Source organism: Lysinibacillus sp. A1 (assembly GCF_000801965.1).
Lineage (GTDB): Bacteria > Bacillota > Bacilli > Bacillales_A > Planococcaceae > Lysinibacillus > Lysinibacillus fusiformis.
Genome location: NZ_JSZM01000038.1, coordinates 1 through 15,297, shown reverse-complemented (window position 1 = coordinate 15,297; position 15,297 = coordinate 1). Strand labels below are relative to the sequence as shown.

At 36.7% G+C, this 15,297-nt stretch carries 8 protein-coding genes; 5 read left to right on the top strand and 3 right to left on the bottom strand.

The features are described from left to right. Window positions 1-501: 501 nt before the first annotated feature. A complete protein-coding gene (locus tag PI85_RS21420) occupies window positions 502-3,279 on the top strand; it encodes an EAL domain-containing protein (protein ID WP_039392459.1) in 2,778 nt (925 codons plus the stop codon). 33 nt (window positions 3,280-3,312) lie between these two features. Further along, a complete protein-coding gene (locus tag PI85_RS21415) occupies window positions 3,313-4,953 on the top strand; it encodes a thiamine pyrophosphate-binding protein (protein WP_191967625.1) in 1,641 nt (546 codons plus the stop codon). A gap of 67 nt (window positions 4,954-5,020) precedes the next feature. Here the strand turns inward: PI85_RS21415 and PI85_RS21410 are convergent, their stop codons facing one another. Both PI85_RS21410 and PI85_RS21405 read right to left on the bottom strand, forming a co-directional pair. Further along, window positions 5,021-5,611, bottom strand: coding sequence for a hypothetical protein (locus PI85_RS21410; protein WP_036121834.1), 591 nt, complete (start codon window positions 5,609-5,611; stop codon window positions 5,021-5,023). Between the two features lie 91 nt (window positions 5,612-5,702). Beyond that, window positions 5,703-7,577: a leucine-rich repeat domain-containing protein gene (locus PI85_RS21405; protein WP_036121837.1), complete on the bottom strand. Its 1,875-nt coding sequence runs from the start codon at window positions 7,575-7,577 to the stop codon at window positions 5,703-5,705. A 263-nt stretch (window positions 7,578-7,840) separates the two neighbouring features. Here PI85_RS21405 and PI85_RS21400 point away from each other — a divergent pair, with 263 nt between their 5' ends. Continuing rightward, window positions 7,841-8,818: a tRNA-dihydrouridine synthase gene (locus tag PI85_RS21400; protein ID WP_036121840.1), complete on the top strand. Its 978-nt coding sequence runs from the start codon at window positions 7,841-7,843 to the stop codon at window positions 8,816-8,818. Window positions 8,819-8,902: 84 nt separating this feature from the next. On the opposite strand, the gene PI85_RS21395 is transcribed toward PI85_RS21400, so the two are convergent. Next, a complete protein-coding gene (locus PI85_RS21395; RefSeq protein ID WP_036127477.1) occupies window positions 8,903-9,715 on the bottom strand; it encodes an MBL fold metallo-hydrolase in 813 nt (270 codons plus the stop codon). Between the two features lie 303 nt (window positions 9,716-10,018). On the opposite strand from PI85_RS21395, the gene PI85_RS21390 reads away from it, so the two are divergent. Then, window positions 10,019-11,203: an MFS transporter gene (locus PI85_RS21390; protein WP_036121842.1), complete on the top strand. Its 1,185-nt coding sequence runs from the start codon at window positions 10,019-10,021 to the stop codon at window positions 11,201-11,203. 414 nt (window positions 11,204-11,617) lie between these two features. Next, on the top strand, window positions 11,618-15,297 hold a 3,680-nt coding region (locus PI85_RS21385), incomplete at its 3' end, for a S8 family serine peptidase (protein ID WP_039392456.1).

The following is a 15,297-nucleotide window of genomic DNA, read 5'->3' as shown; positions in this document are numbered from 1 at the left end:
CTAGGAAGCTCTCTTATATTGAATATAATTCCATGTTTGTCATTTTAACTTTAGACTTTTGGAAAATGAGCTGAAGTTTTACTTAGATAGATAGCGGTCAAATAGATAGTAATAATATTTTAATATTCTTCCGTTAAAGTTGAAAAAGCCCATTTTTGAACTGGCACATAGTTTTCCTGTGAAAATGCTACAAAGTGCCATACAAGATTATTGCATTTTTTTTGATGAACATTTACTTTCCATTACTAGTAAAAACCTAATAGATCATTATCGCTACTGTAGAATGTATTTAATTTTATGCAAAGGAATCTAGTCCTATATCAAAAGGGTAATGGCTAAAACCGAAAAATACTATTAAGAAATTTTAACTAATTTCTACATTTTTTTACCTACCTGATTATTACTACTGTAAAATAAAATAATAAGACATTCGATACGAATAAAGCAAAAATTTAACAATTTTTCTACAGGACAATGACAAAAAATTGGGGGTTCATTTACATGTCTATAGAACAAACGAGATATTCTCGACTGGCCAATATAACGAAAATGATAAACATGAAGCTAGATTTACGTGAAGTATTGGAACAGGTAACAATCGCAATATCTGAAGAAATCGTCAACTGTGATTCAGTGGGAATTTATTTGCCACAAGAAGATGGAACATTCAGAGGATATGTAGGAAAACCAGAAGTGATTAACGGCTGGACATTGAATATGCATGTCATTGAGACTGAAATAGATTTACTAGCTAAGGAAGTGATTGAAACAAAGAAAACAATCTATATTCCTGATACTTCAAGAGACAATCGCCCTGACCCTAGAGCCGTTGAAGGATTTCATATTAAATCTTTATTAGTACTTCCTATTTCGTTTGAACAAGAGCTGTTTGGACTTGTTTTTTTATTTGATTATGGAATTCCAATGAACTTAACAGAGGAACAAATTCAAACGGTTGAGGCCTATGTAAATATGGCTGCGGTGGCCATTCAAAACGCAAACAACTTAACTTATAAAGAGCATCTTATAAATGAAAAGCAGTTACTGCTCGATGTTACACGCGACCTATCCATGTGCTCTTCGCTACAGGAAAGCCTTGATAAATGCTTTTTCTACTTAGAAAAGGTTTTAGATAATAAAAATATAGGTGTTCATTTATTAGATCCTTTAGCAGAAAAAAGTATTAAACCAGCTAAGTTGAGTAAGGATAGCGATTGGACCGAAGAGAATTGGCTTAAAACGCATAACAAAATAAAAATTGATGAGAGTAATGACCCTGTCATGCAGGAAGTTTTTACAACGAAAAAAGCGATTCTTATTCCAAATGTATTTGAGGATGACAGGCCAAATCATGAAGTTTGTCGTAATTTCGGCATAAATGGATTAGTTATGTTTCCTTTGATTTCAATGGGTGAAATTTTAGGACAAATTTCAATTGTTAATCTTGAAAATAAACCTTTTTTCTATTCTGAGACTCAATTACAGTTAGCTCAATCCATTGTTGATACTACTGCATCTGCCTTATCCAACCAGTTATATATGGAAAAACAAGAGATTATTATTGAGGAGAGAACATCAGAAGTAAGAGACAAAAATAAAGAGCTTGAACGAGTAGTCGCGGAGTTACAGCAGCTTAGCCGTGAAAAAGAGTTAATTCTCAACTCGGCAGATGAAGGGATTTTTGGATTGGATCTTGACCGTAACATTACATTTTGCAATCCAGCAGGTGCGCTCATGCTGGGGTATGAAACAGATAGAGAATTGATTGGACAATCAGTTGAAATTATTATGAGTGGTTGTGAAGCAGAGGATAACATGACTGTTTCACCCTTTTTAAATGCAAATTTTAACAGCTATGAAGTATTTTTCAGAAAAGATCATTCCAACTTCCCCGTTGAATACGTCACTTCTTTAATAAAAGAAGGAGATAAAGTCGTAGGTGAAGTTATTACATTTAAAGATATAACGCAAAGAAAGCAATTAGAAGAGAAAATTAAATACCACGCCTACTTCGATAGTTTGACGGATTTGCCCAATAGAGTTCTTTTAATAGACAGACTAACGCAAGGACTGAAGTATGCAAAAGTAAATGGTGAAAAATTAGCTGTGCTTTACTTGGATTTAGATCGTTTCAAGTTAGTAAATGATTCGCTAGGTCATAGTTATGGAGATTTATTGCTTCAAAGTGTTGCCAAACGTTTAAGTGCTTGCGTCCCAGAAGATGCAACTTTATCAAGGCAAGGTGGAGACGAGTTTACAATCTATTTACCTAATATTAAGTGTGAGAATGACATTTTAAAAGTTATTAATTGTATCAATGCTTCTTTCTCGCAACCTTTTAATTTAATAGACAATGAAATATATATTAAAACAAGTATTGGTATCAGTTTATTTCCTGAAAACGGTGATACTACAGAAACGTTAATCAAAAATGCCGACACTGCCATGTATAAATCAAAGGAGACACCTGGCACTAGCTACCATTTCTTTAGTGAAGGAATGGATACAAGAACTTTTGAGAGTATCAAACTTGAAAATGATTTATATAAGGCTTTAGAGCGCGATGAATTGATTATCTTCTATCAGCCACAAATCAATTATAAAACAAATAAAATTAAAGGTGTGGAAGCTCTATTAAGGTGGAATCATCGAGAACATGGCATGATAACGCCCGATAGGTTTATTCCACTTGCTGAAGAAACAGGGTTAATCGTTCCAATCGGTGAGTGGGTTCTTAAGGAAGCATGCAAGCAATTAAAAGAGTGGCATAATCAAGGATATCCTTTAATTAGTATGTCTGTGAATTTATCTGTCCATCAGTTCGAGCAGAATAATTTATTTTCTATTATTGAAAATGTCTTAAATGAAACAGATTTGTCTCCTGAGTATTTACAGCTAGAACTCACAGAAAATCTAATTGTAAAAAATACAGAGGTAACATTAAAGACGATGACACAATTGAATGGCCTTGGGGTCAATTTAGCTATTGATGATTTCGGTACTGGTTATTCATCTTTAGGCTATTTAAAAAATTTGCCGATTTCCACATTAAAAATTGATAAATCCTTTGTACAAGAAATGTTAACGGATGATGCAGCGGCTATTACTAATACAATCATTACCCTAGCTCAAAATTTGAAACTGGAGGTTATTGCTGAAGGGGTCGAAACAAAGGAGCAAGCAGACTATTTATTGGCACAAAATTGTCATTTAATGCAAGGATATTTTTTCAGTAAGCCTATGAAAGCTGGAGAAATTATGAAAAAATATTTCTGTTAGCCTATTAAATAAATATGCAAAGGAGAAATGATGATGAAAGCAGCTCGCACAGTCTTAGAGTATTTAAAAAATAGTGGTGTGCAATATATTTTTGGTATTCCAGCAGGCTCCGTCAATGCATTTTTTGATGAACTCAATGATATGAGTGAATTAACACCTATTGTCACAAAACATGAGGGAGCAGCATCCTATATGGCTGCGGCTTACGCAAAATACACCAATCATCTAAGTGTTTGTATTGGTTGTAGTGGACCTGGTGGAACAAATCTAGTAACAGGTGCCGCAAATGCTATGCGGGAGCATTTACCGGTTTTATTTTTAACCGGTGCTGTTCCTGTTAACACGATCGGTTTAAATGCCTCTCAAGAGCTAGATGCTGAACCAATCTTCCGACCAGTTACCAAATATAGCGTAACGGTGAAAGAATCGAAGGATTTACTAACAGAAATAGTAAAAGCATCAGAAATTGCTCTATCTGGCGTGCCAGGTCCTGTACATATTGCTATACCAATAGATGTTCAACATGAAACCGTTCCAAACGTAGAAATACCAGCTCCACCAAAAGGAACAGCTATTGTTCCTGAATTAGATACCATTAAACGTGTAGCTGAAGAGCTATTAGCAAGAAGAAGTGGCTATATTTTGGTAGGTCAAGGGGTAAGAAACTCTGTTGAACAACTATTAGAGTTAGCAGAAATTTTAAATTGGCCAATTATCACAACACCACAAGCTAAAGGGTATATTCCAGAGGATCATCCTCTCCTAGTTGGTGTGTTCGGTTTTGCTGGCCACGAGGCTGCCTCACAATTAATAGCTGATGGCGATGGGCAAGTTTTATTCATTGTCGGTTCAAGTTTAGGTGAGACAGCCACGAATAACTACAACTTAAACCTTACGAAAAATCGTTTTTCAATACAGCTGGACTTTGATCAATCCGTGTTCAACCGTAAATATGAAATCGATCTCCCTGTGCTAGGTGACATCCATAGTAGTTTATTATTGCTTATTGAAGAACTAAGAGCTAAAGGTCTAGCAAGAACTTCGTTTGAGGTTACAGAAAATAAAGATATTTATGAAGAAGACACAGGGGAATATAACACGAAAAATGTATTGTTAACTATTCAAAAATATTTACCTGCCTCTACAAGATATGCTATTGATATTGGTGAATTTATGTCCTATGTCATTCATCATATGAAAGTAGTAGATTATGATACATTTAATATAAATGTCCATTTTGGAGCTATGGGAAGTGGAATTGGATCTGCCATTGGTTCAAAGTTAGCTGAACCTGAACGTCCTGTTGCATGTATTACAGGAGATGGTTGCTTTTTCATGCATGGGATGGAGATTTTAACAGCAAAAGAATATAATCTACCCATTTTATTTATTGTCATGAATAATGCTCGTTTAGGGATGGTCTACCATGGACATGCTTTACAGTTTAAGCGTACGCATCCATCCTTTGAACAACATCCAATTAATATTAGTGCTATGGCTTCAGCGATGGATATACCTAGCTTCCAAGTAACAGAGCTGCAAGACCTTAACCAAGATATGCTTCATAACTTGATGAATTTAAAGGGTCCAGCTGTATTGGAAGTAGTGTTAACCGACAATAATACACCTCCTATGGGAGATCGAGTTAAATTTTTATCCTCTTTTGGAAAGTAAATCTTATCACTAATAATGAAAAGTCATATAGATGGGATGAATAACCCCTCTATATGACCTTTTTAATTTATACATGTGCAAATGATTGTTGAATGACCCCGAGTATCGCACCTATTGTTTTTCCTTTAAAAGCATCTGAAACAGCTTCACCCGTAGGATTTGAGTAATAGTAGCTATCCTTTGTATCGTCGAAGTAATATCCGATACTTGCTAGCTCATGCTGTAAATTAGTTGGTAATTGTTTTTGCCCAGTTTGTTCTACGAAATAATTTGTAGGATAGACCTTCACATCTATATCTCCTGCTCCTGTATGTACGACAAATAAATCCTTTTCATGTTGAACAATCCATTGACCCTTTGAATATAAAGATAGCCTTGCTCCCTCTAGTGAGGAAATGGCATCCAAATTAACACCAAACATTTCATTTAGAATAGTTCGAGCCTTTGCCCCTGTAATAGTTCCCTCATATTGTTGTAGAAAGGAATCTATGGCCTCTCTTCCTGATAATGAAGACATTCCTTCCATCTCTTTATTGACAATAGGAGCCTCATCTAAGTTAATTTTATAAATTAAATCTACAGCATGCCAAATCTCCGTACTACTAATCTTCTCTTCATACGTCTCTAAATGCTGGTCCATCATTTCTGCCTTCCTCATTTTTCGGCCCTCCTATAAAGCTATTCTATCGCCTCTCATATTGTAATAACCTAAAAATCCACACTTCTAATGTTTTAAATTACGCATAACCTTAATAAACCATAATTCCCTTGTCTAGAGCAGATTGATTTTGTACCGGATTCCCTAGAATATAAAGCTTTTTTAAATTCGGTAGATTCACTAAAGGCTCTATATTTGAAATAGCGTTGTTTTCCAAGTGAAGCACCTCAATTTGTTGCCAATTCTCCAAAAAACTTAACGATTGTAACGAACTATCTTGTAAAGTAAATGAACGTAGAGCTGAAAAATCAGCAAAGAAAGGCATCATCTTATCAACCTCATGCACCCAATCACCATTCCCTACTCGCATCGATACATCATTTAAAGTTAAATGCAACAGCACATTGTTTGTTAAAGGATGCGCATTCGTAAATTGAAAATTACATTTAGAACATTTTAATGTTTTTACATGTTTTAGATTGAATAGCTCCCTCGTTCCCTCTTCAAAAACCGTCTCGTCAAAATGTAGTGTTTGCAAATTAGGTAGGTCATTTAAAGAACTAATCTCTGTAAAAATTCCATACTCCTTCGCTGTAAGTTGTTCGAGCTTTGGGTATTTCCGTAATTGTGCACCATTTAATGTCGAATCCCCTCCACTTATGTCCACAATCAAATTTGTTAAACTAGGTGCCTCTAGCTTAGGTATAAAAGAGCCTGTTATTTCCGCCTTTTTCAAATGGGGCGCTACTATCCGTGGAGTGTCGCCATAGTAACCTGTTAGCGTTAACTCCGTGAGTGACGATAGGCTGTTCACAATATCAAGTAATTCTAACTGACCTGGAGAAGATAAGCGTAGCTTTGTTAAAGACGACTTATTTCTTAATTTTTCTAAATTAGCAATGTTCATATTTTCAAGATCAAGTGATTGGAGATTAGGCATGTTTTGTATAAAATCAAGAGTTTTTAAATTTCTTACCGAAGTAAGCTTCAATCCCTGTAATTGATTCAGTGAATAAAAAGAGCTAAAATCTGTCGCATCACTATTATCGATTGTTAATGATTCTAAATTTGTTAAAGTAGATAGCCATTTAAAATCATTGGTAAATTTTAAAGACAGTGATTTTAGCGGCAATTTATTTAGAAGCTGAAAATCTGTGACCTCTTCCGCCATATAAGATATTTCTAGTGATTGGAGATTGGGAAACTCTAATAATAAAGCAAGCTCATTATTACTTCGAATTTGGATAGAGAGTTCTGAAACCGTAGATTTATCGCTAAAGTATTCTGCAATTTTACTAAAAGATTCATTAAAGCTTCCTGTATAGCTTTTCAAGTTTTTCAAATGTCGAAAGCTTACTTTTTCACTTTGCGATATTTCATAATCATTCATCAGCTTCAATACAGTCAATCCAGTAAATGCTTCGAAGTCCTTTTGTTCAATTTTTTGTGTGTTTAATAACTTATCCTTCATAGTATAGGTCACAATTTCTGCTTCCTTATTTGTAAACGGATCATCCAGACTGTAATCAAAATGCCATTGATCCTCAGAAAAATAGGCAGCCAAATAACGGATGCTTGCAATCTCTTCTTCACTTGGCATTACATCCCCCTTTTCAAAGACATCTTTTAAAAAGAGTAGTAAAACCTTGCTTTCTGGTATTGTTCGTACAGCTGTCTCTCCATAATTTCCTTCTTCTTTTTGATGGTTGCTTAACAGCAAATATCCAAAAAATACACATAGAAAGACAAACGGAATAAGAAGTAATACTTTTAAATTCGATTTTGGACGTGTCGCTGTTTGAGGAGCAGTTGTACCATAATAATTATTAATCGTTTGATCTACATAGTAGACTTTATTTTCTTTTAACATTATTTCAGTATCACAAAATGGACATTTAAATGAATGCCCCTCTTTAAATTCAATGTTTCCATTACAATTAGGACATTTTAATGTAACAAATTCCACTGGCAATCCCCCTCCCTGTCTATTTCCAATTAAGCTTAGTGGTCTGAAAAATAAATGTCAATATTTCTAAGAAATACTAATGGTATCCCTCCTTTAGATTAGCCATAAAAATGCTGTGAAGACCTATACTCATTCCCCATTAATGTAAAGAGGAACAACTTCGAACTTTCTTATAGGTGCCTAAGCCAATTAGTTGTGAAGAAATAAACGAAATATGTTATCTTTTTGCAAGGTAGTATTTTGGAAAGAGAGGATTTTCATCAATGAATCAAAATAATTTCTGGCTTGATTTACCACGGCCATTTTTCATTTTAGCACCTATGGAGGATGTGACAGATGTTGTATTTCGTCATGTCATTAGTGAGGCAGGTCGTCCCGACGTATTTTTCACGGAATTCACCAATACGACAAGCTATTGTCATCCAGATGGTATGGATAGCGTGCGTAACCGTTTAGCTTTCACAGAAGATGAACAGCCGATTGTTGCCCATATTTGGGGAGACAACCCTGAACATTTCCGTCAAATGAGTATCGGTATGAAAGAGCTGGGCTTTAAAGGGATCGATATTAATATGGGTTGCCCAGTCGATAATGTAGCTGAACGTGGTAAAGGAGCTGGCTTAATTCTTCATCCTGAACTAGCATCAGAGATTATCCAAGCCGCTAAAGCTGGTGGTTTACCTGTTAGCGTAAAAACAAGACTTGGCTTCACAGATGTAGCAGAGTGGCGTGAGTGGCTCACTCATATTTTAAAACAAAACATCGCTAACCTTTCTATTCATCTACGTACACGAGAAGAAATGAGTAAGGTCCCCGCACATTGGGAATTGATTGCAGATATAAAAAAACTACGGGATGAAATAGCTCCTGATACATTGCTAACGATCAACGGAGATATTCCGGACCGAGTAACAGGATTAAAATTAGCTGAGCAATACGGTATCGATGGAGTAATGATTGGGAGAGGCGTGTTTTCAAACCCATATGCCTTTGAGCAAGAGCCGAAGGAGCATACTGCAGAGGAATACCTGAGCTTGCTATCCCTTCACCTTCATCTTCATGATCATTATTCTAAGGAATTTGAAACTCGTTCATTTAAAGCATTACAACGTTTCTTTAAAATATATGTGCGTGGCTTCAAGGGAGCTAATCAATTACGCATTCAATTAATAAATGCCCATTCAACCGATGAAGTACGTGAACTACTTGCAGCGTTTACTAGAAACCAATTAACAAAGTAAGCTTTCATAATAAAGGAGACTGGCTATTGCAAGCCAATCTCCTTTTTGGTTGCTTTGTCCTACATGTCGATGCATTCTAGAAGACTACAAATGCTCTTCTGAACTTTCTTTACAGATCATCTCTTTATTGTCCGTATGAATGCTTTTCATTCCTTCAAAAAATGAATACTCGCTCCTTAAATAATTCTCTAACTCCCCTTTATCTTGTGGAAGCTGAGTTAAGTAATACTTTGAGCTATCAATTCTTTTTTGAATTTCTTGTTGATTTTGGGTCGTCATTCCGTGACCGGGTATATGGGTTGTGATGGCATGATTATGTAAAGTCTTTTCAGCCTTATTCATCGTATTCACATAATCCTTATAGCTGCTAAAGATGAACGGAAATTCAATATCGGACAAGTAATCGCCCGAAAGGAATAACCCGTACGGCTCTATCACTGTAAATAAACCATCATCTGTATGGCCAGGGGCTTGGTAAAAGGTCATCGTAATGGACTCTAACTCTACTGTATATCCATCCTCTGAAACGACAATATCAACTGTAGGATATACAGGGGAATAACTCCTATGTAAATAATATTTCTGATCAAATTGATGAACTTTTTGAATGCTTTCTGCTTTATTCGAATTGTCATCAAATCGTTTAGAGGCAATTACCTTGGCCTCTGGAAACGCTCCTGAACCAATTATATGGTCAAAATCACTATGGGTATAAATAATATATAGTTGTTTGTCACCCTGAATGTTATTTATAAAATCTTGAATTTCTTGAATTTCGCTAGGCAACCAATTAGGATCTGTCATAATGATTGCTTCATTCGTTTGAATGATTGCCGAGGTAGTCATATATAATGCACTTTGAAAAACTGTAGTAGTATGATTTTGGAATTGAATCATCAGGAATCTTCCCTTTCCTTTTTTAAAGGTAGTTAGTACGGCAGAAATTGAACAAGCTTTCTTCATGTTAAATTTCGACCAAACTTAGTAAATTCCTCCTTTAAGAAAAAATGTAAGGAAGCAGGATTGATGTTTAACCATAGTTGATGTAGCTATTAAAATTAGTAGCCTTATCGACAGTGGAAATCCAATAATCCCATGCAATCTAGAAAAATTTTTCTTGTAAAAATATTTTATGATATGATGTTTAGGTTGTTTATCTACTCTGTGACACATTTATATTCATCTAAGAAAGAGGTATTTATGCACCACACTCAATTATCCAAGAGACATTGGTTACTTATTTTCACACTTACTTCTTTAACATTCGTGTTGGGGACAAGTGAGTTTGTCATAGTCGGAATCTTAACTGATATTTCTTCAAGTCTACAAATGACAAATGCAAAAGCAGGCACACTCGTTTCTGCATTTGCCATTTCATTTGCCGTTGCTACACCACTCGTGATGTCCGCAACAAGTCACTTTCCAAAGCGTAAATGGATGTTGTTTTTAATAGCAGCCTTCATCGTCTTTAATGCTTTGTGTATCATTTCTACGAACTACATTATGCTGCTGCTACTTCGTATTATGACAGCGGTTGTAACAGGCGTTTTAATTTCACTAGCCATGATTGTGGCAAGCGAAACCATGCCGAGTAACAAACGTGGACTTGCCATTTCATTCGTTTTCGGCGGATTCACACTGGCAAATGTCGTGGGGGTACCAATTGGTATTGTTATTTCCAACTCGTATGGATGGAATGCCACTTTCATGTTAACCACTTTACTAGGAGGGGTTGCATTTTTGGCATCCTTTTTCGTCTTGCCAAAAGGGCTCAGTCAAGTACGTAGCTCCATACGGGATCAGTTTTCTCTCATAATCAAGCCACGTATTTTAATGGCCTTTTTCATTCCTGCTCTAGGATTTGGTGCAACTTACGCGGTCTTTACGTACCTTGTCCCTATTTTGAACGGAATGGGAGCGCCAAATAATTCTATTAGTCTTATCCTTTTTGGATATGGGTTTATTTCGATATTCAGCAATATTCTCGCTGGTAAAATTGCCAATCACAATGCTATCGGTCGTCTTCGTTTCGTTTTTCTCGTGCAGGCAATTGTGCTAATTTGTTTATTTTGGACCTCCAATCATTTTATTTTAGGGCTAGTCAACATCGGGTTAATGTCGTTAATGGCCATCCTGTTAACAACATCTACTCAGCTATATTTAATTGACCTTGCCGAAATTTACCAGCCAAGCGCTAAAGGATTGGCAGCTTCACTTATGCCAGTTGCGAGTAACGTTGGTATTGCCTTTGGATCTGCATTAGGAGGAATTGTTTACCATCAAGGGAATTTAATGAATGTAACATGGGTCGGTGGGCTCGTTGCGATCTGTGCAAGCCTACTAACATTTTTTAGTTATCACTTAGACCAAAAACAATCTGCATAAAAAATCAAATGACATTTACTGATGAGGTAGTTTACCACATACTTTTAGCTGGCGATTTGTAAAAAAATCGCCAGCTATTTTTATTTTTAAGCTATTAAATAATCCCTTCAATCACTCCTCCTATTGGCCTCCCTCTTTTTCTATAAGCTACTACAGCCATCTATACCTACTTTTATCTGTTTCCATAGGAGTAATTGAGAAAACTTGGATAGGTATTTCTCATTGGAAAGTTCTGCTTTTTTATTCCATTACTAGGAAAATAGATTTAATCTATCTTTCATAAAATGATACTAATTATCAATATTTCAGAATATTTAAATATTCCGATACTCGAATTAGTTCCATTGTGATAAATTGGAAATATCACACTATACTGAAAAGTGTGACAATAAAAGGTAGGGGAGGAAATGAGATTTGAAAAATTTTAAGTTTATGAAGTTTTTTAGTAGTATTCTAGTTTTCGTTATGGTGCTCTCTTTATTGGTTCCATTGTCGAGTGCTAGTGCTGAAGAATCGAAACCATTCAAGCAGGATAGTCAAAGTGAAAGTATTATCCAACTAAAGGCGGCTATTGCTGAACAGCTAAGCTTATCTAAAGATGGCCCAACTCTCCACGAAAGTTTACAAAATGTATCAGGCAATCAACAGGTTGCAGTCATTGTTCATTTATCTGAAAAACCTGTTGCACTAGAGCAAGGTATAAGCGAAATCAAAGGCCAAAAATTCTCTAATTCCCAAGCAAAAGAAGTTCGCTCTAATGTAAAAGTACAGCAAGCACAAGTAAAAAAGGAGTTAGCTACTAAAAAGGTTCAAATGACTCAAGGATACACATTTGATACTGTTTTAAACGGTTTTGCGGCAACTGTGAAAGCAAACGATCTCCCGAAACTGCTTACAGTAGAAGGAATTACATTAATAGAACCTGATGTCATTGTTCATGCATCAGAAGATGATTCGACGAAATCATCAGAACTTATAAAGGAAGATCAATTAGAAGCTCAAATGAATACAAGTAATTCTTTTCTTGGCATTGAAGAGCTTTGGAAGGAAGGGCTTGAAGGACAAGGTATAAAAGTAGCTGTATTAGATACTGGTATTGATGCAGATCACCCTGAATTCGCTGGAATTTATAAAGGCGGAAAAAACTTTATTCCAAACTCTTCGACATACACGAAGCCTCGGGCAGATAATGATGCATCGGAAACATTGCCTTCAGAGCGTCCAGCTGGTACTCCTGAATTTAATGAAAAAGGAAGCGCGTTCTATACATCTCACGGTACACATGTTGCTGGAACAATTGCGGCAATCGGTGCTAACGAATACGGCATTAAAGGGATCGCTCCAAAAGTAGACCTTTATGCTTACCGTGTTCTTGGGGCATATGGAAGTGGTGCTACTTCAGGTATTGTTAAAGCAATTGAAACAGCTGTCATTGAAAAAATGGACATTATCAACCTTTCACTTGGCGGGGGAGCTAACACTGAAACGGATGCTGGTTCATTTGCTATAAATAATGCCATGATAGCTGGAACAATCGGAGTAGTTGCAACAGGGAACTCTGGTCCGAATCGCGGAACAATGGGGACGCCTGCAACCGCTCGACTAGGAATTGCTGTTGGTAACACAACAAATCCTGAAATCATGTACAACGGTGAAGTGAAAGTGACAGTTGGCAACTACAATTTAACTAAACAGCTTCCATTAATGGGAACTACTTTCGGAAAAAATGTAGCTACACAGCTTCAAGGAGAATTTGATGTAGTTGCTGTTCCAGGAAATGGAGAAGTAAAAGACTTTGAAGGAATTGATGTAGACGGTAAAGTGGCATTGATTTCTCGTGGCAGTATCGCCTTCGTTGATAAAATTGCGAATGCAAAGGCAAATGGAGCTGTCGCAACCATTATTCATAACTTTGCAGGTGGATCAAATGCACCGGACATTTCAGGCACATTCCTTGGTGATGCATTCGAATATCTACCAACATTTGATATGTCTCAAACGGATGGAAATGCCATGCGCGCTGCATTAGCAGGCGGAACAGGTAAAATAAGCTTCAGTAAATTTGCTTCCACAAAGACACTGGGGGATGATGTAAACTCTTCAAGTTCACGTGGACCATCTACTCCAAACTTTGATATTAAACCAGATGTAAGTGCACCTGGAACAAATATTATGTCAACGATTCCAATGTATAAAAAAGATTTCCCTGATGCGGATTATGCAGAAGCTTATGGCCGTAAAACAGGAACTTCTATGGCAACACCGCATATTGCAGGTATAGTGGCCTTAGTTAAACAAGCCAATCCTAATTGGAATGCGTTTGATGTAAAAGTGGCGCTTTCTAATACGGCCAAGGTTTTAGATAAAACAACATACGATGTGTTTTCTCAAGGTGCGGGGCGTGTAAATCCGTATGCTGCAGCGCACCCAGAGATTCTTGCTTATGCACTTGATACCGCAATTTTAGATGGAACAGGTGCCATTACTGAAAACTTGAAAGGTACAGTTACTTTCGGTCCACAATCACTGAAGGACCAGGATATTTCTGTAACGAAACAAGTTCTAGTAAAAGACATGAAAGGAAACGGTGGTAATTATAGCGTTTCAGTTGATGTGACCAAAACATTTGGTGATGCAACGGTTACAGTCGATCAGCCGACATTTAATTTAAACGGTGAGCAAGTGTTAAATATTACATTAACTGCTTCACAGGCTATAGCACCAAACGGCTCTGAAATACTAGGCTATATTTATATCAATGGGGGAGATACAGAAATTTCATTACCATTCGCAGCTGACCTTGGCGGCGAGGCAGTAACGGAAATTAAAGATTACAAGATTACAGAAACAGACCTATCCTTTAACGGAGATGGCGTGAAAGATTCAGCAGTCCTTTCATTCACATTAACTGGAGATGTAACAACTAACTATATCGAGCTATGGGATATTATGAATCCTGAAGATGGCGAATACGGCGACGGTTACATTGGTTATCTCCATGCAGGTACTGCGCTAGGAAAAGGCTCTTACACACTGAATATTGGTGGGCAGTACAAACCATGGGGAACAGAACCTGCCACAACGATTCCAGACGGTCTCTATACAATTGACTTTACAGGTCTTGCAGCATCAGGTGCAATTTCCGACTATGTTGGACCAATTATTGTGAAAACGACTAAACCAGAAATTTCGGGTTCAGTAGCTGATGGCGTCGCTACAGGACAAGTAACAGATAAATATATCGACTACAATGAAGAATTAGCTTTATATGATTTAAATTACAATTTAAATGATAAATTAAAAGCTTCCTATATTTCGACGGTAAATGGCCAAGTAAAAGCACCTGTTGCTTTTGAATTAAATCAAGATGGTAGCTTCACATTCCCAGTAACAGCGGAAACTAATGCTGTATCTGTAGTCATTACGGATGCTGCCGGGAATGTTGGGGAAGCAAAAATATATGAAAAAGAAATAGTTGAACCAGTAGTAACACTTTCTGTAAATCCAACTGAGCTAGACCTTACAGCTGGGGAAACTGCACAGCTTAAGGTAACGGAAACATCAACACCTGCAGAAGGTGATGCAACAGAGGAAGACGTAACATCAAAAGCTACGTATGCTGTTGGAGATGAAAATGTTGCAACAGTAGTAAATGGATTAGTCACTGCAGTAGGTGAAGGTACGACTACCATTACTAGTTCATACGGTAAAAATACTGTTTCGGTAAATGTTACAGTTAAAGCACCTGTTGTAGAACCAAAAGTAACACTAGAAATTGACCAAGCACAGGTTGAAACAAGAATCGGTAAAGAAGTTACCGTGAAGATTACTGAAGTAACTACTGTTAATGGTCAAACAACAGAAAAAGATGTTACTAAGCTTGCAACCTATGAAGTAGCAAATACTAAAATAGCTACTGTCAATGCAGGCGTTGTAAAAGGAAAAGGTCAAGGTACTACGACGATTACGGTAACGTATGGTAACCACACACTAACATTTGATGTGTTAGTTGAAAAGCCAGGTAATGACAATGGCAATGGTAACGGCAACGGCAACGGCAATGGCAATGGTAACGGCAATGGCAATGGCAATGG